The 14,331-nt window shown below is 48.0% G+C and carries 12 protein-coding genes; 8 read left to right on the top strand and 4 right to left on the bottom strand.

What is annotated here, in order from left to right; all coding sequences use genetic code 11:
• Positions 1 to 57 precede the first annotated feature (57 nt).
• Complete coding sequence (locus ACYVE4_RS33525; RefSeq protein WP_461044787.1) at positions 58 to 417, bottom strand: winged helix-turn-helix transcriptional regulator; 360 nt, start codon at positions 415 to 417, stop codon at positions 58 to 60.
• 128 nt (positions 418 to 545) lie between these two features.
• Here ACYVE4_RS33525 and ACYVE4_RS33520 point away from each other — a divergent pair, with 128 nt between their 5' ends.
• The 3 genes from ACYVE4_RS33520 (at position 546) to ACYVE4_RS33510 (ending at position 3,486) form a co-directional block, all read left to right on the top strand.
• The gene (locus ACYVE4_RS33520) at positions 546 to 1,334 is read left to right on the top strand and encodes an SDR family oxidoreductase (RefSeq protein ID WP_461044786.1); all 789 of its coding nucleotides are present in this window, start codon (positions 546 to 548) and stop codon (positions 1,332 to 1,334) included.
• 393 nt (positions 1,335 to 1,727) lie between these two features.
• Positions 1,728 to 2,582, top strand: coding sequence for an AraC family transcriptional regulator (locus ACYVE4_RS33515; protein WP_461044785.1), 855 nt, complete (start codon positions 1,728 to 1,730; stop codon positions 2,580 to 2,582).
• A gap of 73 nt (positions 2,583 to 2,655) precedes the next feature.
• Positions 2,656 to 3,486, top strand: coding sequence for an NAD-dependent epimerase/dehydratase family protein (locus ACYVE4_RS33510; protein ID WP_461044784.1), 831 nt, complete (start codon positions 2,656 to 2,658; stop codon positions 3,484 to 3,486).
• A 218-nt stretch (positions 3,487 to 3,704) separates the two neighbouring features.
• On the opposite strand, the gene ACYVE4_RS33505 is transcribed toward ACYVE4_RS33510, so the two are convergent.
• Complete coding sequence (locus ACYVE4_RS33505) at positions 3,705 to 3,935, bottom strand: helix-turn-helix transcriptional regulator (RefSeq protein WP_461044783.1); 231 nt, start codon at positions 3,933 to 3,935, stop codon at positions 3,705 to 3,707.
• Complete coding sequence (locus ACYVE4_RS33500; protein ID WP_461044782.1) at positions 3,932 to 4,327, bottom strand: hypothetical protein; 396 nt, start codon at positions 4,325 to 4,327, stop codon at positions 3,932 to 3,934. Before ACYVE4_RS33500 ends, ACYVE4_RS33505 begins: the two co-directional genes overlap by 4 nt.
• 530 nt (positions 4,328 to 4,857) lie before the next feature.
• Between ACYVE4_RS33500 and ACYVE4_RS33495 the strand changes: the two genes are divergently transcribed.
• Both ACYVE4_RS33495 and ACYVE4_RS33490 read left to right on the top strand, forming a co-directional pair.
• A complete protein-coding gene (locus ACYVE4_RS33495; RefSeq protein WP_461044781.1) occupies positions 4,858 to 5,283 on the top strand; it encodes a YybH family protein in 426 nt (141 codons plus the stop codon).
• 340 nt (positions 5,284 to 5,623) lie between these two features.
• Complete coding sequence (locus tag ACYVE4_RS33490) at positions 5,624 to 11,491, top strand: amino acid adenylation domain-containing protein (protein ID WP_461044780.1); 5,868 nt, start codon at positions 5,624 to 5,626, stop codon at positions 11,489 to 11,491.
• A gap of 576 nt (positions 11,492 to 12,067) precedes the next feature.
• On the opposite strand, the gene ACYVE4_RS33485 is transcribed toward ACYVE4_RS33490, so the two are convergent.
• Positions 12,068 to 12,493: a S41 family peptidase gene (locus tag ACYVE4_RS33485; protein WP_461044779.1), complete on the bottom strand. Its 426-nt coding sequence runs from the start codon at positions 12,491 to 12,493 to the stop codon at positions 12,068 to 12,070.
• A gap of 239 nt (positions 12,494 to 12,732) precedes the next feature.
• Here ACYVE4_RS33485 and ACYVE4_RS33480 point away from each other — a divergent pair, with 239 nt between their 5' ends.
• The 3 genes from ACYVE4_RS33480 to ACYVE4_RS33470 are packed head-to-tail and all read left to right on the top strand — an operon-like array spanning position 12,733 to position 14,326.
• Complete coding sequence (locus ACYVE4_RS33480) at positions 12,733 to 13,515, top strand: SDR family oxidoreductase (protein ID WP_461044778.1); 783 nt, start codon at positions 12,733 to 12,735, stop codon at positions 13,513 to 13,515.
• Entirely contained in the window at positions 13,512 to 13,961 is a 450-nt protein-coding gene (locus ACYVE4_RS33475) for a DUF2147 domain-containing protein (RefSeq protein ID WP_461044777.1), read from the top strand. Before ACYVE4_RS33480 ends, ACYVE4_RS33475 begins: the two co-directional genes overlap by 4 nt.
• 20 nt (positions 13,962 to 13,981) lie before the next feature.
• Positions 13,982 to 14,326: a hypothetical protein gene (locus ACYVE4_RS33470; RefSeq protein ID WP_461044776.1), complete on the top strand. Its 345-nt coding sequence runs from the start codon at positions 13,982 to 13,984 to the stop codon at positions 14,324 to 14,326.
• Positions 14,327 to 14,331: the final 5 nt, after the last annotated feature.

The following is a 14,331-nucleotide window of genomic DNA, read 5'->3' as shown; positions in this document are numbered from 1 at the left end:
TGAGCTGTATTTGTGGACAGCTCACGTACGCTCAGCCTTGTATGCATGGAGGAAACGCTAAGGTTGCAGATTCTTTACAATAAGTGTCCGAAGTCGCTCCTCATGCTGGTCACCCCACTGGCCGATCGCGCCAATGATGGGAATGAGTGATTGGCCAAAGTCGGTCAGATAGTATTCAACTTTGGGCGGAAGGACCGGGTAAATCACCTTGGCCACCAGCTCGTGACTTTCCAGTTCCTTCAACTGCACATTCAGCACCCGGCGGGAAGCACCCGGAATTTTGCGTTGCAGCTCGCTGGGACGTTGAAAGCCCTGATGGATAAACCACAAAAGACGAATCTTCCATTTTCCGTACAGCACTTCCCCAATGAGGTCCAGACCGCACTGCAAGTCGGGCATCGTCTTTCGTTCGTACATACGGCAAATATAACCACAGCCATCACTCGGTTCAATAGGGATAAATTTGTCCCTATCTGAATCGTAAGTCCGTACTTGTCAGCTCCTACCATACTGCCGATTTTTGTCCTAAATAAACAAGCTACAGTATGGACTTCAATTTTGATAACGAACTAGCCGGTAAGATTGCGCTGGTAACGGGAGGCACGAAAGGCACGGGCAGGGCCATCGCCAATCGGCTCTTAAAAGCCGGAGCCATCGTGATCATTACCGCTAGAAACAAGCCGCAAGAGCCAATCGATCGTATCCAGTTCATGGCGGCTGATCTGAGCAAACCGGAAGGAATTCAGCAAGTAGTCGACCAAATACTCCGTGAGTTTGGCCATCTGGATATCCTGATCAATAATATGGGGAGTTCAGAAACGCCAGCAGGTGGATTTGCCGCGCTGTCCGACAAGGATTGGGAATCAACGATTCAAACGAATCTGTTGGCCCCCGTGCGGCTGGACCGTGGTTTTTTGCCCGGCATGCTCGAACGCGGTGAGGGCGTCATTATTCACATCGCGTCCATCCAGGCGACGCTCCCGCTCTACGACTCGACACTCCCCTACGCGGCAGCCAAAGCTGGCCTTCTCAATTACAGTAAAAGTTTATCAAAGGAAGTTACGCCAAAAGGGGTTCGCGTGCTAACGGTTTCGCCAGGATGGATCAGGACAGAAAATGTCAAAGGATGGTTGGAAAGGATCGCCCAGAGTTCGAATAGTTCTATCGAGGAGGCCCAACAACGTGTGATGGATGCTTTGGGTGGAATACCCTTCGGAAGACCGGCGGAGCCCGAAGAAGTAGCCGAATTGGTTGGCTTCCTGGTTTCGCCAAGGGCCTCTTATCTCAGCGGGACCGAATACGTGATCGATGGAGGGACAATTCCTACAGTTTAAAAAGGATTACCACACGTTCATGAAACCAATTACCGTGAATAGAGTAGCTTGCTCATCATGGGGCTCAACTAGGCTGAAACTAGCGTAGTAATCTACTCAAATCTGGATTTCAGCGGTCTTTTTGAGGTCAAGCTGCAATATGCCCACTTAAAATGACTCCCTGGTTATTCTCATCATATACTCCTAGGCGAGATTCCAGGGCTAATATGCATCTGCTCGTTAATTCGGGCGTTTCACGATACGGTAATACCTCAATTTTCGACTACTATGTGAGACCCTATTTGTATTCTATGTCGTTGAAGGTAAACTTTACACCAATGATGCCCGGCCCTGGTTGCCTTTCCTGGGTTAAAAAAATATGTTTTGATTCATCCATGTTGGCAATCACTAAGTATGCCCAGTTCCGATTCGTTACCAGAAGGTTTCAGCCAGAATAACCAACTGCCTATTCGGATCGTTTCTCCGAATTTTGGCCATGTCTCTCCAGAGGCTATAGAAAAATATGGTCCCACCCACCGCTTACCTTACTACTTCTTGCTGTTTATCCTGGAGGGCTCTACTCAGTATGGCGTTGATGGACAAACAATCGACGTTGGAAAGTACGAGTTACTTTTCTCCTTGCCGCACCAGATTCAACAGGTAGCCTTCGCCCTACACGGAAATAATTATTATAAATTGGGCTTTGATGACGAATGCCTAGCCCGATTACCTAGACAATACCCATTTCTGCTGAATCCATTTAATCAGCAGAAAATAAGGTTTTCACCACTTGCCGCGAATAGACTTGAAGCGATCTTTAACATGCTTCAAGGTTTATTAATGGCTTCAGATACAGAGTCTGAACTCATCCTAGCCCATCTAAATAGCCTCCTTACGGAGATTAACGCTGCTTATTTTGCCGGTGAGCGAAAGCCAGCAGATGACCGACTTGCCAAATATATTGGGTTCAAAGTATTCGTCGAAAACAACTTGACCGATCACCCGGCCATCAAGGATATTGCCCAGGAACTTGCCCTCAGTACGGATAGTTTATATCAGCTAGTTAAACAGTATTCGGGACTCTCACCAAAAGAATTTGTGACGAATCGTCTTATACTGGAAGCCAGGCGTCGGATGTATTATGGCGAACGTACTTCGGTTAAGGAGTTGGCGTTTGAACTCGGTTTCAATGATCCTGACTACTTTTCCCGATTGTTTAAAAAAGTAACTGGTAAAACGGTTGCCGAGTTTTTTCAGGATTTGTCCTGAGCACATCGGCTTTCATCCAGCTTTGTTCACGGCGCTCCTGCCAACTTTGTTCCTATCATAAATTAGATAGGATATGAACAGACAAATAGGTAAAATATTGGTAACTGGCGTGACTGGTTTGGTTGGGGAGCGCCTGCTCCGGCGTCTTGTCGATGCGGGCATGGACTGCCGTGCGCTGGTACGAGCCGGAAAGAGTGTTCCGGCTGGTGCGACGGTAGTAGAAGGCGACCTGTTCGATCTTGCATCGCTCACCGAGGCCGTGAAGGGTGTATCCGCCATTATTCATTTGGCAGCAGTATTTCGCACGCAAGACACCGATCTGATTTGGAAGAGCAATCTGGAAGGGACGCGCAACCTGATCAGCCAGGTAAAAGCGCATGCACCGGACGCCCGATTCATTTTGGCCAGTACGACCAACGTCTACAACGCAGATAATCCACATCCAGGTCGCGAAGATGACCAGGTAACTCCCCAGCAAGCCTACCCAGCCAGCAAGGTGGCGGCTGAGCAGGCACTGCGTGAAAGTGGTCTGAATTGGGTAGTGATTCGATTTCCCTTTGTCTATGGCGACGGGGATGGTCATCTGGAAGCGTTACCGAAGTATGCAAAAGCTGGCAACTGGCACCCCGCCATGCGGATGAGTACCATCCACCACCGCGACATCGCAACGGCGATGAATTTGGCCTTATTGGGAGCGATGGACGAGCGCATCGTCAATATTGCCGATGAAGCCCCCACGTCGATTTACGAATTAGCCCAATTAGTTGGTGAGCAATTAGACTCCTCCTGCGAGCCACTCGAGAATCCTTGGTACCTGCTTAGCGATAGTACGCTGGCTCGTCGTCTGGGGTTTCAACCTACCGTCCGGACGGTGTATCAGGCTATGCAGGAGGCAATAATGTAGAGTATCGCTAAAAAACGGGTTTAAGAGAAAAACAGCGCTAAAATAACTATCTGACAACTCTGTTTTTCTCTTAAAATGCTTCCCAGTCCGAGACGAAAGAGCGTTCATCCATGCCCAGCCTCAATGACTGGAGAGCTACAACTGAGCCACCACTAGCCTATCCGACCGCTTCGACAGGTAAGCCCAATATATTATCGTTGTTCGACGATCTTAGGTAATCAAGAGGTTGTTGACTCGCTACTAATCATGGCCTCTGTATCTTCCAATTGAAACAAAACTTCGACAGTAGTATTAAAGGCTTTCGCCATTCGTAAGGCCAGTAAAGTGGAGGGGATAAATTTCCCAGTTTCAATCGAATTTAACCCCTGTCGGGATATACCGATATGTTTAGCCAGGTCGGCCTGGGTCCAGTTTTTCTTCGCCCGCTCCACTTTAATTGTGTTTTTCATGCTCCGTACTTTTTAGTCGAAATCGCCCAGCCAATAAAATAAAAGACCCAGCAATAGCCTACCAGATACCCATAGCCAAACCAGACGGAACTCAAAATATCACACAGGCTCAGTAAAAACAAAAGCATCAGCAACATGGCTGTCAATGAGAAACCAATCACTACTGCTTCCAATTGAACCCGTTGCTTGACTTCATCCAGGCTGGAAAAGGCTTTGATTAATTTAAAAATAAAAATGGCGAAGGTAAGGATAGGCACTATGGCAATGATTAGGGAAACAGGCGGGCCAACTAGTCGGTGTTTTAGGAGCCATACTGCGGGCAAATAAGTGGCTACATGTAGGAGGGCGAAGATGACAGATTGCAGGTTTACGGTTTTTCTAGCTTGTTCCATTATGTTCCATTAGTTGATTTTTTATAAAGATAGGCAAACATTGCTTTATGTCAAGTATTATTGACAAATAGTCCATTATGATAGACTATTTTCGTCTGACGTTTCTGCCCTGTTTGGAACATAGGGGGACTAATAAGTTTATTGAATTATAGGAGTTGTAAGTTAAACAATTCGTTTAGAACCCGTATCCCGCGTATTCTGAGCGGAAATAGGTCAAGCGTTAATCACTAGTTGATCTGTATTTTCGTAGGGAACTCTCTATTCGTGGGATGACCATGTACTCTTCTTAGGCAAACGACCCCAATTAGTCTCCCGTTGATGACTTTTGCACCGACCGCCCACTGGCTAACAAATAGCCTGAAAATGAGTTGTAAAAAGTAAACAACTCGATCACGAGTTGCTCATGCTCACCTTTCGCTGCTAGACTTTTCTCCTCGTTCAATCATAATCGAGCGAATGAGAGGATCCCAGCTATCTGGTTCAACTTGACCAGAATTCGTTTTCATCCATCTCAATAATCCTGCAACGCGATGAGTGCCGAAGAAGAAATTCGTCAAATTTACAAGGGTTGGTTCCAAGGAACGGCGGCTAAAGATATTGATGCGGTCATGGCCCACATTGCCCCTGATGTGGTTTCGTACGAACATGATACCCCCTTGCAGTATGTAGGTATTAAGGCGGTTCGAGAGGTTTGTCAGCACGGTTTTGATGTATCGCAGGGTCAGCTTCAATGGGACATTCCTGATCTTCAAATTCTGGTGCGGGATGATCTGGCCATTAGTTGGGGACTTAATCACATGCAGGTGCAAGCGCCCGATGGCTCAGTAATCGATAGCTATTCGCGAGGTACGAGGATTTTTCAGAAACGGGATGGGGAGTGGCAAATGATTCATCAGCATGTCTCCTATCCTTACGACCTCGAAACGGGCGAAGCGAAAACGGATTTGAAACCTTGAGGCCTCTCGCAAAGTAATCGCTGAAATCTCCGTTTCACTGGATGGCTTCATTGCTCGTCACGATGGATGTAAAAAAAAGCCTCAATGACTTCATAAGTATCACTCTTAGTGTTAATTGGATGTCAGGATTTTTCTGTTTATATGAATATAGTTTATATTAGGAAAGTAATTGGCCTTGGAGAGATTGCCTGCACAGAGGCTACTAAGGTTATTCGCACTTTCCTTACCTATGTCCCTTAGTTGTTTTATAATTGGTGATAGTACCCTACTAATTGAGTGCTCTACAATTCTCTGCCAGCGGGGTTTTCTGGTCAGGGGAGTGATTAGTCAAGATCCTCAGGTGCGTGCTCATTGTACGGATACCGGGCTACAGTTCATTGATGCTTCGTCGAACTTTGTTGCCGTTTTACACCAGGAACCCTTCGATTATTTATTCAGTATTTCGAACGGATATATTCTGCCCGAGGAAATACTGCGGCTTCCCCGGTTCCATGCCATTAATTATCACGATGGGCCTCTGCCTACGTATGCAGGAGTCCATGCCACATTCTGGGCACTAGTCAACGGTGAAAAAACCCATGGCGTAACCTGGCACATAGTGGACAAAGGCATTGACACGGGGGCCATTCTAACCCAAAAACGATTTCCCATCCAGGAGAATGAAACCTCGATCAGCCTAAACATTAAAAGTTATACTGCGGCCGTTGACTGCTTTCGAGACCTGCTCGATGAACTCGAAGCGGGAACGTTAACCAGCCAGCCACAGAACCTATCGCACCGGTCTTATTTCGGCCGGGCGAAACGACCAGAGTTGATCCTCAACTTTGCCCAGCCAGTCGCTACGATTGATCGGTTGCAGCGGGCGCTAAATTTTGGCTTTCAGGTAAACCCGTTTGGTAGGCTGAAACTTTGGGCGGGGGGGTGTTTCTGGTTGGTAGGAGAAGCAACAGCCACGCAGAAAGAAGCCCTTTACCCCCCTGGAACGATCGAATCTATAGGCGATGACAAGTTGCTGATCGCCACCAATGACTATTTGTTGGCTGTCGCTGGGATCCAGACCCTGACTGGCAAACCGATCTCAATGTCCACGTTTTATGAACGGACGTCGCTCCATGAAGGGCAAGTATTGACTCCCCCCCCTCCACAGGTCATTCAGGCAATTGAAAAAGGGGATAAGCAATGCGCGGTTTATCAGGCGTATTGGCGAGATAAACTTAGCCATTTCCAGCCATCAACGTTTCCATGGGCTGTCCCAACAAATAAACAAAAGGATGACCGGCCAAAACGTCACCAAATCAATGTACCACTCCAGACGGCTCTCGAAGGCAAAATCGACGACCAGACTACTTCGGTAAGGCATCAGGCAATAACGGCTCTACTGATATTGCTGGCTCGTCTGACCAACCAAAAATCGGTTCGTGTAGGGTATCAATCCCAGTTCAACGCAAATCTAGCTGCTGAGACGGCTGGTTTATTTGCCGAATTCGTCCCGTTCGAGGTCGAATTTAACTGGGAAGCTGACTTTGAGGAAGCACTGAGTCGTACTCAACAGGAGGTAATAACGGTAGACAAGCACCTTACGTTTGCCCAGGAGATACTAAGTACACAGCTTGACTTACAGTCCTTAACTCTTGACGTTGGTCTGGCATTGTTTCCTATTATTATTAGCCATACGCCCGTTCACCTGGATGATTCGCTTTCAAAAAAGGCGTTATGGATCAGCCTGTCGTTCGAAGAGGATCAGGACCATCATGTGTCGTTTGATCCGGCAGTCTGGTCACCACATTGGGTGACTGATGTCGTAGAGCGATGGCTAATGGTATTAACTGACCTGGTTGTTCAACCCAGCCAACCGATTCGATCGGTATCACTACTGACGCCTGACGAGCAGCAGCGTATGCTCATTGACTGGAATGCAACCCAGGTTCCCTATCCCGCTACGCAAACCGTTCACCAACTCGTTGAAGCGATGGTTCTCCACCAGCCCCAAGCCGAAGCCATACGCGCTGGAGCCATCGTTCTGACCTACGAGCAACTTAACCAGCGGGCTAATCAACTAGCCTGGTTTCTACAAAACCAGGGCGTGAAACCCAATGCGCTAGTCGGTATTTGTCTGGAACGCTCACCCGACATGATCGTAAGTTTACTGGCTATTTTGAAGGTTGGCGGTGCATATGTACCTCTAGATCCTACATTTCCAGCCAACCGGTTGATGGAACTGGTCGCTCAAACGGGTATTCACTATATTATTACGCGAAATACCTGGCGGTATCATCTACCTGCCACCAACACGTATATCCTGATCGACGAAGAGCAGGCTCTGATTGCCCAGCAAAGCGTACAGAATATGAATTTGCGGATCCAGTCTGACCAACTGGCGTACGTGCTGTTTACATCGGGTTCAACGGGCCGTTCGAAGGGGGTAGCTATTCCGCACCGCGCCATTATACGCACCGTGCGGGGCGCTAACTACATGCGACTGGACGAGTCGGTCTGTATGCTGGGCCTGGCTCCGCTGGCCTTTGATGCCTCCACGCTGGAGATTTGGGGTAGCCTGGCCAATGGCGGACGGCTGGTTCTGGTGACCGAAAATCCGCCTTCGCTTGAAACCATCAAACAAACGATTCAGACCCATTCAGTAAATACCGTTTTTTTTACGGCTGCCTTGTTTAATGTGTTAGTCGACAGCGGCATTGAGTCGCTGAGAACGTTGACTCAACTGGCGACTGGTGGCGAAGCGGCTTCTGGAGAACATGTTATTCGGGCGCTGCATCAATTGCCAACCTGCACGCTCATCAACGTATATGGCCCCACTGAAAGCACCACATTTGCTAGTTTTTATAACCTATCAACAGGCCATTGGGGCACGGGTTCCGTACCGATCGGTAAACCCCTTAGCAATACCCAGCTTTATATTGTTGATTCATTCCTGAATCCCATGCCCGTGGGTGTTCCGGGCGAGTTAATCATTGGCGGAGATGGGTTAGCTCGGGAGTATCTGCATCAACCTGAACTCACGCAACTCAAGTTCATTCCTGATCCCTTTAGTGATCGGCCGGGCAGTCGGCTTTACCGAACCGGTGATCAGGCCCGGTATCAACCAGATGGTACGATTGAGTTTCTGGGCCGCTTAGACAATCAGCTAAAAATACGGGGGTTCCGCATTGAACCAGGAGAGATCGAACAGGCACTTTGTCAGCATCCTACCGTTGGCGAGGCTTTGGTAGTAGCCGATGAACTGAGCTCGGGGATGAAGCGCTTAGTGGCTTATCTTGTGCCTAAATCGGGCGCAGTTATCCAGATCGACCAATTGCGGGTCTTTCTAAAGGGCAGTCTACCTGACTATTTGATTCCCAATGTGTTTGCCTCCCTAAAAGCCATTCCATTGACACCTAATGGTAAAGTGGATAAAGCGAACTTACCGACGATCGGCTCAACTAAGTCCCATCGCTCCGACGACTTGCGGACCACCACCGAACAATCGATGGCCGCTTTATGGACGTCTGTGTTGAAAGAGCCTGATCTGGGCGGGAGCGATCATTTCTTTGATCGGGGTGGGAGTTCCCTCATGGCCATCCAGTTAATCACTCTTATATCGCAGCAGTTTGGGGTACGTTTGAGTATGAATGATGTATTCAACCACCCGACCTTACGCCAACTGAGCGAGTATATCGATTTAGTGCCCCGGCAGGCCGCCAGCCCCCTGAAGTCTACTTCCGATGAATCGGATTATGAAGCCCATTTTCCACTCTCGTTCGCTCAGAACCGATTATGGATTCTGGAGCAACTGCATTCCCAGCATGGGACGTATAACGTGCCCATCGTCCTTCGGTTGAGTGGCTCAGTGGACCTGTCGATCTTGCAGCAGAGTTTAAATCACCTGATTGCCCGGCATCAAATCCTGAGGACCACATTTGGGCATATTCATGGGAAAGCGTTCCAAAAAATTCAGCCTGCTTTCTCGATCGATATACCCCTACATGATCTAATGCTGGCAACGGGTCCGTCTCAGCCGGAGATGCTTTCGACTTGGCTAGAGAAGGTAGCCTATGAACCCTTTGATCTAGTCAATGGCCCTTTAGTACGGGTAAATGTCGCTCAGCTGGGTAAGCAATCCTGGGTGTTGCTGCTGAATTTCCATCATCTTATTTTTGATGGACTCTCCACGCAAGTATTGGCCAGGGAACTTAGTATACTCTATACGGATCTGACGCAGAATCAACCGGTTAGCCTGCCCCCCTTACCTAGTCAATATGTCGATTTTGCGCGATGGCAGGCCGAACAGTATGGGCCAGAGATAATGACCCTCCAACGGACCTACTGGCGAAATCGGTTGGCAGGCGCACCCCCGCTGGTAAAGCTACCCATTGATAAACCCCGCCCCCCCGTTGAGTCATTCAGGGGGGCTGAATATTGTTTTTTAGTGCCTACATCACAGTGGCAACCGCTTCGGCAAGGCTTCCATGAGCCCGGCACAACCCTGTTTTTACGGGTTTTAACGGTTTATGCTGTTTGGCTTCACCAGATTACCGGTACTCAGGATATCGTGATTGGCATCCCCGTAGCTGGTCGTAGCCATCCGGATCTGGACGCGCTGATCGGCTTTTTTGTTAATACGCTTGTTTTGCGCATCGATGTTTCCGCCGATTTAACGTTCCGGCACCTCCTTCGCCAGGTGCGCCAAGGGGCACTCGATGCATATGCGCATCAAACGATCCCCTTTGAACAGATTGTGGAGGAGGTTAGCCCTGTCCGAAGCCGGGCCTATTCGCCGGTAGTACAGGTGATATTCGATTTTCAGGAAGACACCACAAATGCATGGAAGCTAAACGCTCTCCAGGTTGAGCAAGTGCCTTTCCAGCATCTCAGGGCTAAATTTGACCTGAGCCTTTCCTGCCAGGAGACGGCTGATGGGTTGATGGGCACCTTTACATACCGGACTGATTTATTCACCGAACAATCCATAGCTAATCTGGCCGATCAATTCGTCCAAGTCCTTAAGCAACTCCTAACGCAGCCCGATCAAACCTTGGCCGCGTTATATGGTCAGCAACAGCCCCCCTTGAGTAGTCATGCAGTCTCTAATAGTAGCACGACTATGCTGGAGGAAGCTTGGTCTGACCAACCTCTAAATCCGTCAGTGGTGAGGTTATTGAAAACAATTTGGTGTGAGTTGCTTGATTTGTCAACCGTTAGTTTGGATGACGATTTCTTTATGCTGGGCGGCCACTCCCTGTTAGCCCTCCAACTGACGGCGGCCATTCAGCGTCAGACTACTTATTCGCTGCCGATTAGCAGCATTTTTGCCCATCCCACCCTTCGTCGATTGGCCATTCATTTGCAAACCAGTCCGTCCGATGTTGCCTGGCAGTCCCTGGTTGGCGTCAAGACAACCGGCGAAGGAAACGCCCTTTACCTGGTCCACCCCATATCAGGCGATGTAAACTATGTGTATCAGCTAGCGCCTTACTTACCGGAAAACCAGCGACTGTATGGCCTCCGGGCGGTTGGACTCGATGGCATAACAAATCCGCTAGAGTCCATTGAGGCTATGGCCGCTTACTATGTTGAGCTACTTGTTCAGAATCAGCCAGAGGGCCCTTATTCACTGGGTGGTTTCTCGCTAGGCGGCATTATTGCTTTTGAGATGGCTCGTCAGCTAAAGCAAATGGGAAGAGAAGTCAATTTGCTGGTCTTAATTGATTCATACCCCATCAATCCGGATGCGAATAATCATACCAAATTCCCACTCCATCAACTGATCCCGTATTATTATCATATTTGGCGCACACTGCCTAAACAACCTGCCGTGCTGTTGCCTATTCTTCGGCAGAAACTTCCCTGGATCAGTCAGTATTTATTCCGACGCACCTGGCAGTCAGTCTCAAAATTAACGAGTAGATCACCTTCTAGTTCCTTGGATCAGGCTAGTGCTGAGCTTGATGTCGAAGATTTACTGATTAGACGTTTCCGGGAAGCCTATAGCCGATACGAATTTAAGTCCTATGAGGGAAAACTTGTTTTTTTGCGGGTTAATCCGTCAACTGCTTTTGCCGCCAGTACGAAAAAAGTAGATTTTGGTTGGGGGCGTTACGCTCGCCTGGGCGTTGAAGTTCATCAGCTGTCTGGTGAGCATGACTCATTGTTTAGTAAGCCAGCCACCATTACGCAGATTAGCGAGGTAATACAACGGTATTTGACAGGCTAATTTGGTCTCATCAGTGTCTTAGCCATGATCGTACGATTCCTGCCAGCGCTTGGTTTGTTCTTGTGAGGAATACCTATCTGTGGGGCTCAACCAGCGACTATTTATACGACTGTGAACCGATTAAACAATGTCTATAACCGAATTAAAACGCCCTAGTGAGCAGTTCGGATATAATGGGTGAAGTAGTCTAAAGATGCCGTTTCACAAAAGCCTCCTATCTGAGACGTGATGACACTTATGTAGCGTCTTCTTAAATCGGGCGTTTCAGAAGACGCTAGTAAATAGGCAACAATGCAGAAAATGGCTTATTCACTTGGTTTTGCTCACTGGTATTTCCCGTCCATCACGCCAGTGCATTATCAAGCCTGTAATGCGACCAGCAACCTCTGCATAAATTGAAAATGAACCTGCTCATTCAAGGTGAACCAGTCTGCTTTAATGTGACTAAGCATTGTAATCTGATCGCCACGACCGGTGTTTTTACACCATAATTTACCATTCTGTACATACAAGTCGCCCATATACCGGTTTAGCGAAGCGCTGGCAACCACAAACAAATGTTAGTGAGCAGCCAGTTCATGGATAGCCCATTGTAACTTTCGTTTCTGGACATTTGTTGACGCTTGATCCATCGCGTTGAGTCGAATTCCTGATCCGGTTTTCAATGGTGGTGAAGGGGGTCCGTACCGGGAAGAAATAGCTACCCAATTGACCCACCATTTCTGGGCTTCCGCCCCCGTTAGAGCGCATATCCAGGATCAAGGCTCGGGTATGGGAAAGGAATCGCAGGGCAGACACAAAAGCAGGACGCGCCCGTTCGACAAAGGAGATAAAGCTACAGATGGGCAGATAGCCAATAGTACCGTCCAGAATTTCCAGCCGATTTAGACCAAAGCTCTGGTCGATCGCATCGATCAGGGCTAACGAGTCGGCCTTTCGTCGCCGATCGGGATTTGCTTCGCGTACTACCCTGGCAAACTCGGGATCATAGCGAATAAACAAGTGCCCGTCGGGGTGGACAGTTTGTGGTATTGGCCTTGCTTGAGTTGCTGCTGAAGGTGTTTTCTCATTAAAGCTGCTTTATAGGGAAAATGATAGAACCGCTGAAGGGCATTTATCCCCTAATTAATCTCTTCACCTTCTTTGATCAGCACATTCCCTTTCGACTACAACGTTTCGACTTTTGGCTACATCCGTTTTTTGTGAGCTGCTGAACTTTGTAACAACAAAAAAACAAAATAATGGACATAGCAAACAGCACAATTCTAATTACAGGCGGAACCAGCGGCATTGGTTTAGAGCTTGTCAAACAGCTTAGCTCACAAGGGGCAAACATCATTGTTACAGGCCGTAACCAGGATGCGTTGACCCAAACAAAAGATCAATTTCCGGGTGTTCATACCTTTCGAAGCGATGTAAGCAAACCGGAAGACATCGAGCAGCTTTATAAGGCCGTTACGCAACAGTTTCCCGCCTTGAATATGATCATCAATAATGCAGGACTGATGCGGCTGATCGACTTACAGGATACACGTAACGATCTGAATGATATAATCCGGGAGATCAATACAAATCTTTCCGGAACGATCCAGATGGTGCATCAATTTTTGCCCCATCTATTGAAGCAGCCCTCAGCGGCCATCGTCAACGTATCCTCGGCTATTGCCTTCATGGCGTACTCCCCCGCGCCTGTTTACAGTGCTTCAAAAGCAGGGGTTCATGCGTATACAAAAGCCCTTCGGTTACAACTTGAACACACGAACGTAAAGGTATTTGAAGTGATCCCGCCGGGGGTTAATACCAACCTTCAGAATGACTGGGTGTTACAACCCAATCCCGGCCAGATGATGGACGCCGACAAACTGGTAAGGGAGACGGTTAAAGGATTGACGAATGACACGTTAGAAATTAAGCCGGGCCCGGTGAAGGTGATAAAATTAGCGAGTCGAATTGCGCCCGATTTTATTGAGCGAAATCTAGGACACCGCGAGTTTGAAAAGTTTAAACAACTAACGAATAAATGAAAAAGGTCATCTTTATAGCAGCGCTGCTATTGGTGTCAGTTGGTGCTTTTTCGCAAAGCTTACCTGCCGATAAACTAATCGGAGTTTGGGGTAGCGAGGGTTCGGATGTAGGGCTTACGTTTGAAATCTTCCAATCAGAAGGTAATTATTTTGGAAAATTGCTGTGGGCGTCAACCATGTTTGAAGCCGATGGAAAAACGGCCAAAAAAGACACTAAAAATCCTGACCCCAAGCTACGTAGCCGATCCAGACAAAATATCGTTAACGTAACCAATCTTACGTATGAGGACGGCGGGGAATACACAGGCGGGAAATTATACAACCCGGATGATGGAAGAACCTACAGCCTGAAAGCAAAATTAAAAAGCGTCAATCAATTGGAATTTCGCGGCTACGTAGGCATTTCCCTTCTGGGGCAGACCATGAAATTCAAACGAGTTCAGTAAACCATAAAACCCGTTAACCAATGAAAATCGTAAGCATAGTACTTAGTTTAATTTCAGCATTTCTGAGTATCAAACATGGCTGGGATGCCTTCCAGCCTGCCAATGCTGAACAAACCAAAATGATGACCGATTTAGGGATCACTAAAACCATTATGCCGTTTTTTGGCGTATTCTCCATCGTTATTGGCCTGATGTTGCTTTTTCCGCAGACCTTCTTCATCAGCAATGTGCTGAACGCAGTAACCATTGTCCTGATTATGGCCTTGTCGCTGCGAGCGGGGAATACAACGATGGCGTTGATGGAGATTCCGTTTCTCGCCATGCCGCTGCTTTTGATTTGGTTGACGTATCCGTTCAAATCCTAACACTC

It is taken from the genome of Spirosoma harenae, assembly GCF_054776975.1.
This window is presented reverse-complemented; position numbering and strand designations above follow the sequence as displayed.

Bases quoted from the DNA above. Each gene is read 5' to 3' on its own strand.
- ACYVE4_RS33500 (WP_461044782.1), bottom strand. From the start codon at position 4,327: ATGGAACAAGCTAGAAAAACCGTAAACCTGCAATCTGTCATCTTCGCC.
- ACYVE4_RS33520 (WP_461044786.1), top strand. From the start codon at position 546: ATGGACTTCAATTTTGATAACGAACTAGCCGGTAAGATTGCGCTGGTA.
- ACYVE4_RS33495 (WP_461044781.1), top strand. From the start codon at position 4,858: ATGAGTGCCGAAGAAGAAATTCGTCAAATTTACAAGGGTTGGTTCCAA.
- ACYVE4_RS33505 (WP_461044783.1), bottom strand. From the start codon at position 3,935: ATGAAAAACACAATTAAAGTGGAGCGGGCGAAGAAAAACTGGACCCAG.
- ACYVE4_RS33470 (WP_461044776.1), top strand. From the start codon at position 13,982: ATGAAAATCGTAAGCATAGTACTTAGTTTAATTTCAGCATTTCTGAGT.
- ACYVE4_RS33480 (WP_461044778.1), top strand. From the start codon at position 12,733: ATGGACATAGCAAACAGCACAATTCTAATTACAGGCGGAACCAGCGGC.
- ACYVE4_RS33510 (WP_461044784.1), top strand. From the start codon at position 2,656: ATGAACAGACAAATAGGTAAAATATTGGTAACTGGCGTGACTGGTTTG.
- ACYVE4_RS33525 (WP_461044787.1), bottom strand. From the start codon at position 417: ATGTACGAACGAAAGACGATGCCCGACTTGCAGTGCGGTCTGGACCTC.
- ACYVE4_RS33475 (WP_461044777.1), top strand. From the start codon at position 13,512: ATGAAAAAGGTCATCTTTATAGCAGCGCTGCTATTGGTGTCAGTTGGT.
- ACYVE4_RS33515 (WP_461044785.1), top strand. From the start codon at position 1,728: ATGCCCAGTTCCGATTCGTTACCAGAAGGTTTCAGCCAGAATAACCAA.